Source organism: Paenibacillus sp. BAC0078 (genome assembly GCF_054483875.1).
Window position 1 is genome coordinate 91,898 of the sequence record NZ_JBTLRW010000014.1, and the last position, 18,189, is coordinate 110,086.

The 18,189-nt window shown below is 51.3% G+C and carries 15 protein-coding genes; 8 read left to right on the forward strand and 7 right to left on the reverse strand.

What is annotated here, in order from left to right; genetic code table 11:
• Positions 1–83 precede the first annotated feature (83 nt).
• A complete protein-coding gene (locus tag ACX1DY_RS22590) occupies positions 84–1,400 on the forward strand; it encodes a glycosyltransferase family 2 protein (protein ID WP_458966448.1) in 1,317 nt (438 codons plus the stop codon).
• Positions 1,401–1,865: 465 nt separating this feature from the next.
• Here the strand turns inward: ACX1DY_RS22590 and ACX1DY_RS22595 are convergent, their stop codons facing one another.
• Positions 1,866–2,984: a threonine aldolase family protein gene (locus tag ACX1DY_RS22595; protein ID WP_458966449.1), complete on the reverse strand. Its 1,119-nt coding sequence runs from the start codon at positions 2,982–2,984 to the stop codon at positions 1,866–1,868.
• A 191-nt stretch (positions 2,985–3,175) separates the two neighbouring features.
• Between ACX1DY_RS22595 and udk the strand changes: the two genes are divergently transcribed.
• The 7 genes from udk (at position 3,176) to ACX1DY_RS22630 (ending at position 11,118) form a co-directional block, all read left to right on the forward strand.
• Positions 3,176–3,811 (forward strand): uridine kinase, encoded by a 636-nt coding sequence (udk, locus tag ACX1DY_RS22600; protein ID WP_458966450.1) that lies wholly within the window; start codon positions 3,176–3,178, stop codon positions 3,809–3,811.
• A gap of 623 nt (positions 3,812–4,434) precedes the next feature.
• Positions 4,435–5,292 carry a carbohydrate ABC transporter permease gene (locus tag ACX1DY_RS22605; protein ID WP_458966495.1) on the forward strand — a complete coding sequence of 286 codons (858 nt, stop codon included), beginning with the start codon at positions 4,435–4,437 and terminating at the stop codon, positions 5,290–5,292.
• Positions 5,289–6,167 carry a carbohydrate ABC transporter permease gene (locus ACX1DY_RS22610; RefSeq protein WP_458966451.1) on the forward strand — a complete coding sequence of 293 codons (879 nt, stop codon included), beginning with the start codon at positions 5,289–5,291 and terminating at the stop codon, positions 6,165–6,167. Before ACX1DY_RS22605 ends, ACX1DY_RS22610 begins: the two co-directional genes overlap by 4 nt.
• A 66-nt stretch (positions 6,168–6,233) precedes the next feature.
• A complete protein-coding gene (locus ACX1DY_RS22615) occupies positions 6,234–7,619 on the forward strand; it encodes an ABC transporter substrate-binding protein (RefSeq protein WP_458966452.1) in 1,386 nt (461 codons plus the stop codon).
• Positions 7,620–7,707: 88 nt separating this feature from the next.
• On the forward strand, positions 7,708–8,706 hold the full coding sequence (locus ACX1DY_RS22620) for a LacI family DNA-binding transcriptional regulator (protein ID WP_458966453.1): 999 nt from the start codon (positions 7,708–7,710) through the stop codon (positions 8,704–8,706).
• Positions 8,707–8,781: 75 nt separating this feature from the next.
• The gene (locus ACX1DY_RS22625) at positions 8,782–9,777 is read left to right on the forward strand and encodes an N-acetylglucosamine kinase (protein WP_458966454.1); all 996 of its coding nucleotides are present in this window, start codon (positions 8,782–8,784) and stop codon (positions 9,775–9,777) included.
• 6 nt (positions 9,778–9,783) lie between these two features.
• Positions 9,784–11,118, forward strand: coding sequence for a 6-phospho-beta-glucosidase (locus tag ACX1DY_RS22630; protein ID WP_458966455.1), 1,335 nt, complete (start codon positions 9,784–9,786; stop codon positions 11,116–11,118).
• A gap of 75 nt (positions 11,119–11,193) precedes the next feature.
• Here ACX1DY_RS22630 and ACX1DY_RS22635 read toward each other — a convergent pair whose 3' ends face one another.
• The 6 genes from ACX1DY_RS22635 to ACX1DY_RS22660 form a co-directional block, all read right to left on the reverse strand.
• The gene (locus ACX1DY_RS22635; RefSeq protein ID WP_458966456.1) at positions 11,194–12,621 is read right to left on the reverse strand and encodes a 6-phospho-beta-glucosidase; all 1,428 of its coding nucleotides are present in this window, start codon (positions 12,619–12,621) and stop codon (positions 11,194–11,196) included.
• Positions 12,622–12,654: 33 nt separating this feature from the next.
• Positions 12,655–13,935, reverse strand: coding sequence for an apiosidase-like domain-containing protein (locus ACX1DY_RS22640; protein ID WP_458966457.1), 1,281 nt, complete (start codon positions 13,933–13,935; stop codon positions 12,655–12,657).
• A gap of 71 nt (positions 13,936–14,006) precedes the next feature.
• Positions 14,007–15,311: a PTS sugar transporter subunit IIC gene (locus ACX1DY_RS22645; RefSeq protein WP_458966458.1), complete on the reverse strand. Its 1,305-nt coding sequence runs from the start codon at positions 15,309–15,311 to the stop codon at positions 14,007–14,009.
• Positions 15,312–15,383: 72 nt separating this feature from the next.
• The gene (locus ACX1DY_RS22650) at positions 15,384–15,683 is read right to left on the reverse strand and encodes a PTS sugar transporter subunit IIB (RefSeq protein ID WP_458966459.1); all 300 of its coding nucleotides are present in this window, start codon (positions 15,681–15,683) and stop codon (positions 15,384–15,386) included.
• Positions 15,684–15,685: 2 nt separating this feature from the next.
• On the reverse strand, positions 15,686–16,039 hold the full coding sequence (locus ACX1DY_RS22655; RefSeq protein WP_458966460.1) for a PTS lactose/cellobiose transporter subunit IIA: 354 nt from the start codon (positions 16,037–16,039) through the stop codon (positions 15,686–15,688).
• Positions 16,040–16,233: 194 nt separating this feature from the next.
• Entirely contained in the window at positions 16,234–18,183 is a 1,950-nt protein-coding gene (locus ACX1DY_RS22660) for a BglG family transcription antiterminator (RefSeq protein ID WP_458966461.1), read from the reverse strand.
• Between the last annotated feature and the right edge of the window lie 6 nt (positions 18,184–18,189).

Below are 18,189 nucleotides of genomic sequence, written 5' to 3' on the forward strand. Positions count from 1 at the left end.
ACTTAGCAGAGGCTTACGAAGAAAGTTTTGCACGAAGAGGATTCAATGAAGTAACGCTCACAAAACTTAGAGGAGGACTGATTATGGCTCAGAGCGAGGAGTTGCACCAGGCTGGGTATAGATTACTGAAACAGCTCCATGACGATATTCAGCATCCGCAAGCCGGCGGGCCTCAGGGCACAGATCTGCTGAGCAGATACAGGGCCAGCATTGACAGCGAAGCGGACGCCGGTATCCAGCAGAATCTGGAGACGCTGACCGGAGTGATCCAGGCTTACTTATCGGAGCGGGCTTCCGAGGATGCTCTGGAGTATTATTTATCCCAGCAATTTAATATTGAAGCCACGAATATCCGCGAGCTGCTGACCAGCCTTGCCGAAGCAAGGACGGATAACGGAGAACAGGCCAACCCCCTGACCACGGCCGCCGATCCCTCCACACTGCCCAAAATTAGCGTAATCATCACAACCTATAATAGAAAAGAGTTCCTGCACCAGGCCGTCCAAAGCATTCTGCGGCAGGATTATCCCCATAAAGAGATTACGGTAATTGACGACTGCTCCAGCGACGGCACCGCAGACATGATGAGCCGGAGCTTCGGAGATGATCCGCATGTGATCTACATGCAGAACGAAACCAACCGCGGGCCCGGGAATAACCGGCGCAAGGCGCTCTCCGCCCACGGCGACGGTGAATACATTCTGTTCCTGGACGACGATGACTATCTGATCGACCGCAGCTATTTCAGCAGGGCTGTGCATTTTCATCAACAGCACCCGGAGCTTGCTTTTGTAGCCGCCAATGTATTCCTGGAGTATTCCAAAATCGGCCAACTGAAGCCCTCCAGCCTGCAGCTAAGCGAGATAACCCCGAAGGAGGCTTATTTCAGAAATTTTGAGCAAAAGGGCTATCCCAAGCCTGCCTCCACCTTGACTGCAATTTTCAGACGGGATGCGCTCATGAAGATGGATATCCTGAACATGAATATGGTCAACGACGCATCCATTTACCTCCGGGCCCTGCTGATCGGTGACGCCGGGTTTATTGATACTATAGCGGGAGTCTACCGGATTCACGGCAACAATATTACCTTTCACCTCAGCCAGTCTTTCCTGATCGAGAATCTGGAGGAGAAGCGGCTCATCCGCAATATGGCCATTGAACGCTACGGCTACAACAAGACGGAAATGAACGAATGGTTCAACCACAATGTGTATGACACCATCTCCTACTACCTGATGAATTCCGCCAAAAGCCACACCGACTTCAAGTCGATGTACAGTTGGGCCAGCACCCACAGCCCCAAGGCCTACAGCCAGTTGAAACGCCAGTTTCGTACCAAGCTGCTGAAAAAGCAGTTGCTGCGCGTGTCGTTTGTCAGGGCGTTGCTGAACCGGTAGATTTCATTCTTATCCATATATATAAGCAAAAGACACCTTTTTCGGGTGTCTTTTGCTTATATTTTATCTCAATGAACTGGCGGCTTATTTTGTTAAAACTACTTTTTATGTGGTACCTAGGTTTAAATAAAAACCCAGCTCCACTAACGAAGCGGAGAAGGGTTATCTTTAAAGTGCAGCCAGCTCTACTAACGAAGTGGAGAAGACTACACTTAAATAAGTATATATGTAAATTAATAGTATTATGCAGGATTGTAGAAGTCAAGTATACCCCCTGCGGTATGATGAAACGAAAGGAGCTGCGAAGTGAGTTTTCATTTGTATTCTAATGAAGCTAACAAGATTGAGAATGATGTTAGGTTATAAAGATGAACTTGAAGGCAGAGGCAGGAATTCATTCTTGTTGCTATAGCATGTAAAAATCAAAAAGCGGCACATCCAACATGCCGCTTCCCTTCCTTCCATTCAAGCCTCTCTCATCAACCTATCCAGCAGCCCGAACGCCGCTTCCAGCTCGGACTTAACAATGCCGCCGTACAAGTCTCCAATATTCAATTCATAAGAACACGAGGACTCGCCGGTTTCCTTCAGCCGCGGGGTCAGGCCTACGCTTGTTGCTTCTGTGACTTGGATCAGAATCGGCTCCACCTGCTGCCTTGGCAGGGTAAAATGCACATGGAACATGTTCGACACCGGCACCTCCGGCAGAGTACTTACGTTAGGGCAGCCGTTGAACCGGGCCGCAAGCTCCTTGGCCTCCGCATAATATTGTCCCATTTTGCCCACTCTCATCTGATAATAGTACCGGGCAGGGATAATGTAGGGATACAGGCTGATCAGGTCGCCGCCGTGCCGTCTTTTCCAAATCTTCGATTCCCCGGTAAAATCCTCGCTTCCCGCAAGAATAGCTCCGGCGATCCCGCCAATGCCTTTATAAAAGGAGACATATACGCTGTCGAACAGGCTGCAGACCTCGGCGGCGGTTTTGCCGTAATACGGCAGCACCTCGAACAGACGCGCACCGTCCAGATGCAGCATGATGCCCTGCTCACGGCAATACTCCGAAATCGCTTCAAGCTCCGCATATTCCGGCAGTTGTCCGCCAATCTCGCGCTGCGGCAGCTCCAGCAGGAGGCAGGCAACGCCTGTACCCATATTTTTCACATCGTCCAGGGAAATCAGACTGTCCTTGTCGGCAAGCAGGAGCGGCTCCAGATGATGCAGCTCTTTTAGCCCATCCTGCTCGTGGATTTCCAAGTGGCACAAGGGATGGTACGCCACACGCCTGCTGCCCTTGCGGTCACTCCAGATTCTAAGCGCAATCTGCTGCGCCATCGTGCCGCTGGGGAAAAACACCGCCGCTTCCTTGCCTAGCACCTCCGCCATTTCAGCCTGAAACTCCTCGATCAGCTTGCCCGTACCGTACATATCACTGCTAAGACTGTCCTCCACCCCGGCAAAAGCCTCTTTTAGCACCCTTATGTCCCGTTTACCGTGACCGGCCAGTTGTATAGGAGCAGCACTGTAAGCTTCCGCCAAGGCTTTACTGTTATCCGTTACTGTCTCTGTTTTCGTCTGATCCATTCACGCAATTCTCCTCTCAAACCAAACCTCATCTGAATTAATCTTTACAAATTATATCATTTCGCCCCAAATTCCTGCTTTTTTCTAAAGTTCACGTTTTGTTCCTCTAATCCAAGGTGAAAATAATTGACCGCTGTGCTACAATATTGGAATTGCAAAGGCAATTGCTTAGGGAGGTTTATTACAACACCATGCTTATTATTGGTATCGCCGGCGGGACCGGTTCTGGCAAAACGACAGTAGCACGCTCCGTCATCGACCGTCTGGGAACAGATAAAGTGACGTTCATATCTCAGGACAACTACTATAAAGACCATTCACACCTCAGCCTGGAAGAACGCGGAGCGATCAATTACGATCATCCGCTTGCTTTTGACACCGAGCTGCTGATTGAACATTTGAATTGTCTCAAAACCGGACAAGCCGCGTATGCCCCGGTCTATGATTTTACCGTTCATGCCCGTTTTACGGACAAAACCGTGGAGCTTCAGCCCAACAACATCGTCATTGTTGAAGGACTGCATGTCCTCTCCGATGAAATGCTCCGCGCGCAGCTCAATATTAAAGTTTTTGTCGATACCGACCCGGATGTGCGCATCCTGCGACGTGTGCTGCGGGACATCGAGGAACGCGGACGCACCATCCGTTCGATCCACACCCAATATTTGACTACGGTCAAACCGATGCACGAGGCCTTCATTGAACCGTCCAAAAAATACGCAGACCTCATCATCCCCGAAGGCGGACAGAATGAAGTAGGCATTCAGCTATTGTCCGTGCTCACCGAGAAATACTTGTCGGGCGACCAGCAGTGGACTGGAAAGTAAGAGTTAAAGTTTATAAAGGCTGCCGAGACTTCTCGGCGGCTTTTTTTTGTATGAACCATCTTTGATATAATTGGGACAAAATAATATAGAAAGAACGGTGATCGCATGACGCTGATGGAGGAGCTTATTTTTGTGTATTTGCACCATTCCAACGAACACTCTTATGTTCTTGACCTGCCGTTGTTCACGCCACTCCCGGCCTCGGCTCTCCCAACAACGGCATTTCTGCCGTTGTTGTTCCAGAAGCCCCCTTTAGCGGCTGACAAGATGCTTAAATTCAACGCAAGCTCACGACATATATATGGAACATTACATTACATAACAAACCATTATCTTCTAAATTACCCTCGCGCAAATAACTGATTCAGCAACAACACGTCATATTTTCTTACTGGTAGCGCTTTATTCCGTGAATTTAGGGTTGATTATTTTCTCCCCATCCTCTATGATAATCTCAACAGGTTGCTTATAAAGTTTAAGCGATTAAACTTTAGTTTCCGCGAACCCTTATTTTAAATATCAAGATATATCTGTTTGTCCTAAAAATTAAAGCGCTTATACTTTCCAATAAGAAGGGTTGTGTGTCTGTGATTAAGAGTGAAGGCCGGCGGCAGACTTTTTACATGTATATGTTCATTTCTCCTTGGCTAATCGGGTTTCTTATCTTCGCCCTGTACCCCATTCTTTCGTCGCTCTACTACAGCTTCACCGATTATGACATTATCCACCCGCCCAGGTTCATCGGACTCGCCAATTACACGGAGATGTTTCATAATGAGCTGTTCTGGAAATCGGTCACGGTCACGCTAAAATATACTTTCATCAGTGTACCCATCCAGCTCCTGCTGGCCCTCGGCTTCGCACTGCTGCTGCACCAGACCATCCCTCTGAGAGGGTTCTTCCGCACCGCGATGTATTTTCCAAGCATGGTGTCCGGGGTGGCGATGTCGCTCCTCTGGTACTGGATTTTCAATCCGCAGATCGGCCTCTTCAACTATATGCTCTCCTGGTTCGGCATTCACGGCCCGGCCTGGCTGATGAACCCGGATACTGCGCTGTACGCCTTGATCATCATGTCCTTCTGGACCGCCGGTTCAGGCATGATCCTTTTCCTGGCCGGACTGCAGGGTGTGCCTGCAAGTCTAGTCGAAGCCGCCAACCTCGACGGAGCCGGACGGTTCCGAATTTTTCTAAACATCACGCTGCCCATGATCTCGCCTGTGCTGCTGTTCCAGCTCATTATGGGCCTGATCGACTCTTTCCAGGTCTTTACCCAGGCGTTTGTCATGACACAAGGCGGTCCCAATTACTCCACCTGGTTCTACGTCTACAATCTTTACACCAGCGCCTTTAAGGAATACCGCGCCGGATACTCCTCCGCCCTCGCTTGGGTGCTGCTGATCGTTGTTATGTTATGCACGGCCATTATTATGAAGCTGTCGAACCGTTATGTTCATTACGAAGGAGGCGGACACCGATGAGCACCGTCAAAATGACAAACGTCCCGGCTGCCGCTTCCGCGCACCGCCGAAGAATGGACCCCGTAAAAGCAGCCAGCTTCATCACTTTGTTGATTACTACCTTCCTTATGCTGCTGCCGCTGTTCTTCATGGTCTCCACCTCGCTGAAATCGAAGCGCGAAATGCTGAAGTTCCCGCCAACCTTTTTGCCGGAGAGCTGGGCTTGGAGCAACTACAGAGATATTTTTGAAACGCTGCAGTTCGGCACTCTGTACAAGAACAGCCTGATTATCGCTGTGTTCACCGTCATTGGCACCCTGATCTCCTCGGCGCTGGTCGCTTACGGGTTCGCCCGGTTCAAGGGCAGAGGCAACCGCTTCCTGTTCATCCTGCTGCTGAGCACGATGATGCTGCCCTATCCGGCGATCATGATTCCGCAGTTCGTGCTCTTCTCCCACTTGAACTGGATCGACACCTTCCTGCCGCTGATCGTGCCTGCATTCTTCGGCTCGGCGTACAATATCTTCCTGCTGCGGCAATTCTTCTCCACCTTGCCCGAGGAATTGTTCGATGCCGGGCGGATCGACGGCTGCGGCGAGCTGCGAATATGGTGGACCATAGCTCTGCCGCTGTCCGGGCCGGCACTGGCGACCGTGGCGATCTTTGCTTTTATCTACAGCTGGAACGACCTGCTTACACCGGTGCTCTATTTAAGCTCATCTGACAAATTCACGCTTCCCGTCGGCATGGCCTCGCTCACCTCATCGCGCTTCCGTATTCCGCCGTGGCATCTCTTGATGGTCGCTTCCGTACTGGCGATGCTTCCTATCGTAACGCTGTTCGCCATCGCCCAGAAGCAGTTCGTGGAAGGCATCGTGCTGACAGGCATCAAGTAATATCCGCCCTAATCCGGCGGTTCATTCCAGAAATAATATCACTTGAAATCATGGAGGGATTGACTGATGAACAACAACCGTAAGAGGAAAATATCCGCGCTGCTCCTTGCAGCAGGCCTCACAGTGGCGGCATTATCCGGCTGCAGCGGAGGCAAATCGGCAGGCAACGTTGCCACGGGGAACAATGGGGCTTCCGGGAACAGCGGCTCGGGAGAACCGGTGACGATTACGCACTACACCATTGATTCCGAGGACCGGACCTTCATTGAGAAGCTGATTCCCGACTTCGAGAAGGAGCACCCGAACATCAAGGTGAAGGTGGAAAAAGCACCCTACGAGCAGTTCGACAGCAAGCTCCAGACCCTGATTGCCGGGGGCAAATCCCCCGATGTGACCAGCCATTACGGGTATGGCGGCTTCGCTGAATATTACAACAAAGGCATGCTGCTGGACTTGACCGACCTGATCAAGGAAGACGGCTTCAAGCCGGAGGATTATCACATCCCGGACAATCTGATGAAAATCTACACCGTCAAAGACCGCACCTACGGCATCCCCGTCAACATGTATGTTACCTTGATGCTATATAACAAAGACATGTTCGATGCCGCGAAGCTCCCTTACCCGCCAAGCGATTACGAGGACAAGAGCTGGACCTTTGACAAAATGGTCGAAGAAGCCAAGAAAATGACCGTCGTCTCTGACGACATTGCCAAAACCCAGTACGGCGTGGACTTCACCTGGGCTGAGCGCGATATGCGGCCGCTGTATTTTGGAGCTGAGCCTTATTCCGCAGATACCTGGACGAATGGCGGCGTGCCTTCCGAGACCTATTTTGACTCTCCCAAGGTGATTGCCGCTTACCAGAAGCTCTTCAATCTGATCTTCAAGGATAAGGTCTCTCCTACCTCCGAGTGGAGCAAAAGCGTAGCGGGACAGAACGGCGATCCCTTCGTCGCAGGCAAAATCGGCATGTCCATCGGCGGCTCCTGGAACCTTGCGGGCGCTAATGACTTTCCCTTCAGCATCGGCGTAGCCGCTGTGCCGTGGGGTGGCAATGACAAGGTGCGCAGCACGCTGTTCGTCGATCCGCTGCTGATTCTGAAGGATTCCAAGCATCCGAAGGAAGCTTTTGAATGGATCAAATATTTGATGACCACTGAGGTTCAGGAGAAATCCATTGACTTAAGCGGCGGCAATCCGCCGGTGAACACCGAGGCTGCGGAGGTCTATTACAAGCATTTTGACGGCATTGATCCGGCAGATGTGAAAAAGGTCTATGAAGGCGCGGTTAAATATGGCTATGAATCCTACAATCACCTGATCACCAACTACTCGCAGATCAATGACATGTTCATCAACGAGCTGCAGCCGGTCGAGACCGGACACAAGACGCTGGAAGAGGTGATGCCGGTGATTCAGCAGAAAGTGACTGAGATTATTAAAAGATAAGCCCATACGTTTAGCGGATATTCGGCAAGCCCTGTATACTGAAGGTAGAGTACAAGGTTCGGAAAATCCGACGCAAGGAGCGCCTAAGATGAAAGTGAGTATTTTTGATGTAGCCAAAAAATCCGGATTATCCGTTGTCACGGTATCCCGGGTCATAAACGGAGCAGGCTCGGTGCGCGAGAAGAACCGTCAGAAGGTGCTGGAGGCGATAAAAGAACTGGATTACCGCCCCAACGCGGCGGCCCGCAGCCTGGCCAGCGGCAGGACCGGCATCATCGGCCTGATAGTAACTACACTGCAGGATTCCTTCTTCGATGCCGTGGTCAAAGAGCTGAATGAGCTGCTTGCGCTGCACGGATATTTCCTGGCGATTTCCGTCTCTACCGGCATCGGCTCGGACGAGAGCCACTATCTGATCCAGGAGGACCGGGTAGACGGCCTGATTCTGCTCTCGCCGATGAAAGAGGACAATTATATCGTGGAGCTGAAGCGGCGCGGCATTCCTTATGTGCTGATCGACAATCAGCAGCCGGGGAATGACAGCTATTCCATTACCGTCGATAATTTCAAGGGCGGGTATGCCGCCGCCAGCCATCTGCTGGAGCTGGGGCATACCTCAATCGCCCATCTCTGCGGTCAAGAGATGTTCCGCAGCACAAGAGAACGCCGGGGAGGCTTCCTGAAGGCGCTGGAGGAAAAAGGCCTTGCGCCGTTTGAAATCGTTCACGGCGATTTCGAAATCGCCAACGGCTACGACACCGCGCGGCGCTGGCTGTCGGAGGGCAAGCTGCCCACCGCCGTATTTGCCGGCGATGACAACATCGCCCTCGGCGTGATCAACGCCTTAATGGAAGCCGGAATCCGCGTGCCGGAAGAAGTGGCTGTCATCGGCTATGACGACCACATCATCGCTTCGCAGCTCCGCCCCCATCTGACGACCCTGCGTCAGCCCGCTGACAAAATCGGCGTGGCCGCCGCCGACATGCTGCTGAAGCGCATCAGCGGAACTATGAAACGCGGCGGAGGAATTCGGATTGACCCGGAGCTGATTGTGCGTGAATCTACCTCGCGCATGCTACAAAACTAAGCGTATGCTTTCGAAGCGAGTTTTGCGAAGTATATCAAGGAAGCGTGAGCTACAAAACTTTAGGAGTGACGACCATTGACTTACTACTTGGGGCTCGATGGCGGAGGAAGCAAAACCTACGCCCTGCTCTGCGATGAGCACGGCAATGTGCTCGGCAAGGGCAGGAGCGGAAACGGGAACCACCAGACGGGAGCCGCAAAGGCCACAGCCAACATCCGTGCCGCCGCCTTCGCGGCGCTGGCGGAAGCCGGACTCCTGCTTGGCGATCTCAGCCATGCTTACCTGGGACTCGCCGGCGCCGACCGCAAGACGGATTATGATATCCTGCATCCGCTGATCCGCGGTATCGGATTCACCCGGTATACGATCAGTGGCGACCCGATGATCGGCTTGCGGGCGGGGACGGACCGCCCTTACGGCGTGGCCCTGATCTGCGGCACCGGCACGAACGCCGCTGGACGCAGCCGCGAAGGCCAGCATTACCAATGCGGCGGCTTCGACTATATGTACGGCGATTTCGGCGGCGGCGGGGCGCTGAACATCGAGGTGTTCCGCACCGTGCTCCGGGCCTGGGACGGGCGCGAGGCGCCTACGCTGCTTACGGAGCCGCTGCTGAAGCTGCTCGGCTATGGGCGGGTGGAGGACATGTACAATGATTTCCTTGACCACGGAAAGTCCGTGCCGCTGGACGCCGCCCGCCTGCTGTTCCCGGCTGCGGCCGGGGGCGATGCCGCCGCGCTTGCCATTCTGGAGCGCCAGGGGGTAGAACTGGGCAAAGCCGCTGCTGCCGTAATTCACAGGCTGGGTATGGAGAACGAGACCTTTGACGTGGTCCTTGCGGGAAGCCTGCTAACCCGGGGCGACCGGGGCTGGATTCGCGGCCCCATTGAGCAGGCTGTGCATAAAGTGGCCCCGGGCGCTTCCGTTGTCACCTTGGCTACAGAGCCCGTTGTCGGCGCCGTCTGGTCGGCCCTGGAACAGGGCGGCATCACTGTGACGGCAGATATTCATGATAAGATGCGTGTGTTTCAGGATTTCGAAGCGATTCCCATCACAGCCAGACAGGAGTGATTTATCTTGGCAGCTAATCAAGGTCTTAAGATCGCCGTAATCGGCGGCGGCTCTTCCTATACCCCGGAGCTTATCGAGGGCTTCATTCTTCATCATAAGGAGCTTCCCGTCCGCGAGCTGTGGCTTGTGGACATCGAGCCCGGCCTGCGCAAGCTGAACATTGTCGGCAGCCTCGCTAAGCGTATGGTTGAGAAATCCGGGCTTCCCATTGAAGTCCACCTCACAACAGACCGCCGCAAGGCTATTGAAGGCGCGGATTTCATCAGCACGCAGATTCGTGTCGGCATGCTGGATGCCCGCGCGCGCGACGAGTCGATCCCCCTGAAATATGGCGTGATCGGACAAGAAACAACCGGTCCCGGCGGCATGCTGAAGGCGCTGCGTACGATTCCCGTAATTCTGGACATTTGCCGGGATATTGAGGAGCTGGCCCCGAATGCCTGGCTGCTCAATTTCACCAATCCGGCAGGCATGGTTACCGAGGCCGTACTGAGATATTCGAACGTAAAAAGCATCGGACTGTGCAACGCCCCCATCGGCTTGATCAAGCAGGTGTCGGCCAAATACAATGCCGCTCCCGACCGGATCTATGCCGAATTCGTCGGCTTGAACCATCTGCACTGGATCACCCGCATTGATGTGGAAGGCGAAGACAAGCTGGATGAAATGCTCGCCGATACCGCCGGCTACAGCGCGAAGAATGTACCTGCCCGGGAGTGGAATCCTGAGTTTCTGCAATCCTTGCACGCCCTGCCCTCCTACTACCTGAAATATTTCTATATGACCGATGCCATGCTCGCAGAGCAGCTGGAGTCGTTCAAGCAAGGCGGCAACCGCGCCGAGGTAGTGAAACGCGTAGAGGAAGAGCTGTTCGAAATCTACAGCAATCTTGAGCTAAGCGAAAAGCCGAAGCAGCTTGAGCAGCGCGGCGGGGCCTTTTATTCCGAGGCAGCGGTCAACCTGATGCGCTCGCTCCACAATGGCACGAACGACATCCAGACGCTGAACGTTGCGAACCGCGGCATTCTCGGCTTCCTGCCGGACGATGCCAGCATTGAAGTCAACTGCGTTGTCACCAAGACCGGACCGCTTCCACTTCCGCTGACCAAGGTTCCGCCAATGGCCAAGGGACTGATCCATGCCGTCAAAACCTACGAGCAGCTCGCCATCGACGCCGCCGTAACCGGAGACCGCAGCTTGGCTATCCAGGCGCTGGCGCACCATCCGCTTGTGCCTTCTGTAGAGGTAGCCATAGCGATGCTGGACGAAATGCTGGAAGCGAACAAGGAGTATTTGCCGAACTTTTTTGCCAAAGAGGCCGCCGGGAAACCAGCACAATAAATATGTTAAGCAAACAGAGACTGCCCATATCCGCAGATCATGCTGCGAATAGGCCAGTCTCTGTCCTTAAATCAGTTATTCTAAATCTTCACCGTTGCTTCGGATAACCTTTTGGTACCAATAAAATGATTTTTTCCTGCTGCGTTTCAGTGTCCCGTTGCCTTCATCATCACGATCCACGTAAATAAATCCATAACGCTTGCTCATTTCGCCCTTGGTGGCACTAACCAGATCAATACATCCCCAAGTCGTATACCCCATCAGCTCAACACCATCTTCTTCGACTGCTGCTTTGAACGCCTTAATATGCTCGCGCAGATAGTTGATCCGGTAATCATCCTCGACATAGCCGTTTTCATCTGGCGTATCCACCGCACCAAGCCCATTTTCCACAATAAATAATGGCTTCTGATAGCGGTCATATAAAACATTCAGCGCTGATCTTAATCCCAAGGGGTCGATCTGCCAACCCCATTCGGAGGATTTCAAATAAGGATTTTTAATGGATTTAAATATATTTCCAGCCGTTTCGTGTGAAACAGATGAATCGGTGGCAACAACCCTGGAAGAGTAATAGGAGAACGAAATAAAATCAACTGTATTCTGCTTTAATAGTTCCCGGTCCCCTTGTTCCATCACAATATGAATATTTTCCCGTTCAAACTTCTTTAGTGCATAATTCGGATAGGCGCCCCGGGATTGAATGTCAATGAACAGATAATTCTCCCGATCCTTTTCGATTGCTTTCGCATAATCCTCCGGACGGCAAGAATAAGGATAATTATTACCGCCTGCCAGCATACAGCCAATCCTATTCCCGGGATCCACTTCATGCGCTATTTTAGTGGCAACAGCACTGGCTATTAATTCATGATGCATCGCTTGATATTTGGCCTGTTCTTCATTTTCATCCGGTTCAAAGCACAAGCCGGCGCCCAAAAACGGTGCATGCAGTATCATATTCACTTCATTAAAGGTCAGCCAGTATTTTACCAGCCCTCTGTAATGATTGAATACGGTACGGCAATAGTTCTCAAAAAAACCGATCATTTTCCGATTACGCCATGAACCGTATTTTTGGATAAGATTAACCGGAACATCAAAATGGGCTAAAGTTACCAATGGCTCGATATTGTGCTTACGTAATTCCAGAAATATATTCTTATAAAAGGTTAACCCTTCTTCATTCGGCTTCTCATCATCCCCGTTAGGGAAAATTCTAGTCCATGACATCGACAGGCGATAAGTTTTAAAGCCCATTTCTGCAAATAACCTGATGTCATCAATATAGTGATGATACATATCAATTGCTTCTTGAGCCGGATAAAAGTGCTGGTCATCAAATTCAAGCATTTTAAGTTTCCCAGCCATTACCCCTGCCCGATCACTGCCCGTAGGCAATAAATCAACATTTGCCAAACCCCGGTTTCCTAAATTATATCCCCCTTCACTTTGATTTGCCGCAGTTGCGCCGCCCCACAGAAAGTTAGGATTTAGCCCCATTCTATATCACCTCATATGATTATTGTTTTGCGATTATCTTTTCACACCGATCAAAAGAACATCGCTTTCGAAATCATGCATATCAATTACTGTCGTTTTCTCTTTAACAATTAATGAAGCTGCCGCGACTCGGCGGTGTTCAAGGTCAATGATGGTGAAATCGTATTCACCAAGGTCTGCATTTAACTTCAAAACGGTGTTGACGGGGACATAAACAGCGATCTTCGATAAATCTGCATTCGCAGCCGCCCGGATCTCTTCCGTATTCTTAAGCACGATATCCCACGGCCGCAAATCGGTTAGCCCGTACATCTGAAACAGCCACTTGGCATATCCGTAGTCCCAAGCCCCCTCAAATTTCAAGGCGGTCTGCCAATCATAGGGGCTGTCAAACCCTTCCCCGGTAACTCCGAATCGTCTTCCTTTCTTATGCCAGCTCCAAATTCCGTGCGCTCCGTAGGTTACACCTGCAGCCGCCCCGGATAACAGGCTTTGCCAGGCAGCCTTCCGCACATCGGCACGGTTGAACCGGCCGTAAGCTTGGCGGCTGTAACCCATCATTTCGTAGCAAGGCTCCGAATTTAACACCGGCCGCGTTACCGGCTTGCGATTGAAATCCAAGGCCAAGGTGTAGGCCATCGGCTGAAACTGCGAATTATGGCCGGACTGGTACATATAAAAATCCAGATCAGGATCATTTATGAATTCGTCCGGCACCGCCGATGTTCTTCCTTGAATATGCAGGGTGGTCAAGCACTCCGGGCTGTGGCTTTTCACTGCACGAAGTGCGGTCCGGTAATATTCGTTCGCCCGCTCGGATGGAAAGTCCGTGTCCCCGCTCACAACATAAATCGGGCAGTATTTGGAGAAGCGGTCCGCTGCATAACGCACATAAGGTTTCACTGCATCAAGCGGCATCTTTTTATCCTCCCGGATTTTGGACGCCCAGGTATCCGGAATATAATTACACCAGAGCAGGACCAGGGCCGGCACAAAACCTTTGCTTACCGCTATTTCCACCATCTGCTCGGCCCTTGCGAAATATTCATTATTTAACGAATAAAAATCATAAGTGCCATCCTCGCATAGCGCAAACGGCTCAAGCTTCAAATCACTGCCGCTGGCATCCCACTGCCGCAGGAGGTTGATCTGGAGAACATTAAAACCCTGGCTTTTCCTGTAGTCCAGATAATAGTTCCATTCCTCCAGCGTAATATTGGTAAATGCGCTCCAAACCGTATCCGCCAGGTAGAAAAACGGAGCTCCCCCGCTGACGAAATAACGTTTGTTCTCCGCTATGCCAAGCTTGATCATACGATTGTTCCCTCCTCTTGGAGTAATGAAGAAAACGGCGTTTTATCGCCGTTTTCCGGTTTGTTTTCCGCTTATGAGGTGACTGCTCCGGCATTGACTCCGGCCGTTTCCTCCTGTTCCGAGTTCTCCTGTGCTTCACGTTCCCTCTCCAGCGCCTGTCTGTCGAGTATTCTAAAGAATGGATAATAGATCAGCATACAAACGGGAATGAGCACAAGCTGTGCAGCCGCAAGCCTCCAACTGCCCTCAATGAATCCCAGAGCAAATATCGGGGTTCCAAATGCAGGATAAATCCCGATAGGTGCCGGCAGCAATCCGATGGTGGTCGCAACATACCCCAGCACCACACAAACGATAGGGGAAGCGATAAACGGAACCGCCAGAAGCGGATTCAGAACGACCGGTATGCCGAAGTTCAGGGGCTCGTGTATCGAGAAGAACGTCCCCGGGAGGCCCAATTTCCCAATTGTGCGCAGCTGCTTGCTCTTGGCCAGAAAGACCAGCAGCAGTGCGAAGCCGAGCATTGGTGCATAATTTGCAAAGATGTACCAGAACGCCAGTCCGATAATGTTCGGCAACGGTGCACCGGCCTGAAATGCGTCAAGGTTCGCAAGATCCAGACTCATCCAGATAGGCTTAACGATAGCCAGAGTCACGATGGCTCCGTGAATCCCGAACATCCAGAGTGTCTGCATAATGATCAGCGCGATAATCAGGGCCCCCAGCGATCCGCCCAGCCCTTCCAGCGGCACTTGCAGATAGGTATAAATAAATTGATGGACCGTAATAAAAGATGTCTGCATGAACAAGCCGGAGATTACGACGAAGAGGAGGGCTACAAGTATTGCTGGAATCAAGCCGGAAAAGGTTTTGACGACCGTAGGCGGAACCCCCTCCGGCATTTTAATGGTCCAGTTACGATCGACAATCCATATATACAGTCTTGAAGCGAGCAAGCCGACAAACATGGCCACAAACAACCCCTGGGCTCCAAGCCATTGAAGCGGCAGCGCCCGAACCTTCTCGAAGGTCTCAACCGGCGTCAGGATAAGGAACGAGAGCAGCGCAGTCGCAGCAGGAACCAGCGGGTCCTTGTCGAAAGCCTGGGCCAGTCTGTAAGCAATGAAGAATACGGCGTACAAGGCGATGATACCCGTGGTCATGGTTGATGCCAAACCGATGATGCCCTTTACCGGTGCAATAAAGTTCTGATAAGGCTCCCAGGCAAGCGCGGAGAACAGCGTCGAGAATGCCCCGACAATCAAAAATGGGAGTGTCGACATCAGTCCGTTCGAAATTGCGCTCATATAGCGATTTTGCTGGATTTTGCCCGCAAATCTTTGCAGCTTATGGGATAGCATTTGTTCATTTGCCATATCCGTTCAACTCCTGCTTTAGAATTTCATCTTTCCACTCAGTAGATAACGCTTCCAATTGATGAAATTACCTTACAGATTCAAAGCATCTGTCAGCACTTTCTCGCCATTCATCATTCCGTAGTCCATCCGGTTAATTACAGCCACTTTAATGCCTTTAGGTTCATATTTGCTTTTAAAATCGTTTTCCAAATAGCCGACTTGGGGCCCAATCAGCAGCACATCCGTCTTGTCCGCATACTCCTTGAAGGAGCTTTCAGAGGTGGCTCTGATCTCCACCTCGGCATTTATGGCCTGGGCGGCCTTCTGCATCTTCTGTACCAGCATACTTGTTGACATTCCCGCTGCGCACACCAGAGTAATCTGTTTCATCGTTAGTCCTCCTTGATTGTAGTGTTATGAAGAGCCGCTGCTTCATATCGGTTCAATCTGCTGTACAATTCCACAATATGTCCGGCCAAATCCTTGGTCGTAATAGCCGACATCAGGTGATCCTGCGCATGCACCATCAGCAGTGTCACTTCGTGTGCAGTTCCGCCTGCTTCCTGCTGGATCAGTCTTGTCTGCGATTTATGCGCTTCCACCAACTCGTCCTTGCATTCTTTCAGACGTTCTAACGCCTGTTCCGCTTGGCCTTCCTGAGCAAGAGCTATAGCTTCCATTGCCTTGCTCTTGGCGATTCCCGAGTTGGTTATTATACCCATAATAATTTCCTGATACTCGTCCATTTCACTCACCTCTGCCAGTTTCGTTTCTATTTCTTACAAGTTCAGTGTATACGATTACATCCCACTTCTAAATGCAATCCTTTTCCGCTAGAAGCGGAAATGCTTACCCCGTACATGTATCTTCGGCAAAATAAAAGACTCCACACCGCGCCTACCGGAAAATCCGGCTGATCGCCTGGCAGAGCCATATTAAATCAATACAGTTTATGATTGACAATGATTTGGGCAAACTCCGCATACTGCTTGCATGCCAGCATTTGCTGAATAATCTCGGAATCGTCAACCAGTCCCATTAGGTGTTTGTACATTCTTGCCGGTGGTTCTTCCCCGCTCTTGTCAATACTGAGCAGACAGACAAATTGCACCGGCCGGCCGGACCAGTCAATGGGAGATTTGAGTGTACATATCGCCCATACCGTCCGGTCGCTTTGCGGAATGATAGGATGAGGAATGGCCACCAAGTTCCCATAGGCCGTCGGTGCGGCATTTTCCCGTTCCAGAACTAGACCGATGAAACCTTCGGAGGAGCGGATCAATCCGAGTTCATACATTTTTTGCCCAAGAAAAGTTATGATCTCCTCCTTTGCAGTAAAGCTCTGTCCCAGGAACACGAGCTCTTTCATAATGTAGCGGAAGGAATACGGCTTCTCACCGGTCAGTAATGCTTCAATATTATCCATGTCGCCGCCGCCAAGGAGGCTCTGCACGACGACAACCGGGACAGAGAGCGGCTCCGGGATCGGGATGGTGCTCACCACAAAATCAATATCCTGCAAAGAGACCTGCTGCAGCTTGTAGAACTCGGTCGTCCCCACAACATCAAGTCTCTCGCCGAATTTACTCTTTAGCTTATAATATAGCAGACGCGCACTGCCTACGCCCGAAGTGCATACCACAAGGCATCGTTTGGGTCTCTCCTCCATCTGCTGTCTTTCCATGGCTGCTCCAATATGAATCGCCAAGTATCCCATTTCCGTCTCCGGAATCGCAATGTTGAGTTTGCTTTCAATCAGCTTGGCTCCGATCACCCCTGCCTGAAAAGCCAGCGGATAATTGCTCTTCACATGCTCCAGCATCGGATTTCGGATGTTCATTCCGTATCTGACACGGTTCAGCGCCGGCTTTAAATGCAGGCATATCCCGATAAGCAGTTCTTGATCCCAACTGACGTTCAGATTGAGATCACGGTCAATTTCAGCAAGAATCTCCTTTCCAAGCTCATAAATACCGCGATCCAGCAGCTTCTCAGGCCCCGCCTCCATCGTCTGTTCTCCGGCCAGGCCTGAAAACCACTTGTTGCCGGATAGATGCATGGCTATATAAATAACCTCATCCTCGGGAAAAGACAAATTCAGCTCTTGTTCAATCATCGCGACAATCTGCTCGGCGGCCCGGAATTCTTCGGCGGCCCGAAATTCATCTCTTTCATTCGACAGCATCGCGACCTGGTTCCCTTCTCGTATCCGCTTACAAGCAATTGCGATGTGAACGGAAAGATTGCTAAAGGCAATATCCGACAATGTCACATCAAGCTTCTGAATCTGCTCCAAAATAATGCTGCGTATTAGCGCCATCTCACCAGGAGAGACCATTCGAGGCGCAGACTTCAATTCTCCGACGCTCTCTTCATCCGAGCGGTTGACGATAAACTCTGACATGCAAAAACGCAATCGGACTTCATCCCCCGTCAGCTTGACGCCATAGTTTGGGCGTTTGTCAATGCCAAGCCCATAGGACAGCAGCGTCTGCTTGACTTCCTTGAAATCATTCTGAACAGTGGACTTGCTGACATACAGCTCATCCGCCAAATCCTCCAGCTTCAAATATGCTCCGGCCAGCAAAAGCCGCCTGATTAAATAACGCTGCCGGTATTCAGGAGAACCCGGATCATCCGGTTCATTGTACATGAACAACTGCTGGAGCAGCGTGCGGAAGCTGCCGTCGTCTGTGATTTTCAACTCGTAGCCTCTTGAACGAACAGGTTGAACCGATGCTCCATGCTTGGCCAGGAAATCATCAAGCTCTCTGATGTCACTGCGCACCGTTCGTGATGTAACCTGGATCAATTTTGCCAGATGCTCACTTTTGACAGGAGCGTCTGCAGCCAGCAAATGCTGTAAAATCGACACCATGCGTGAATTCATTTAAGG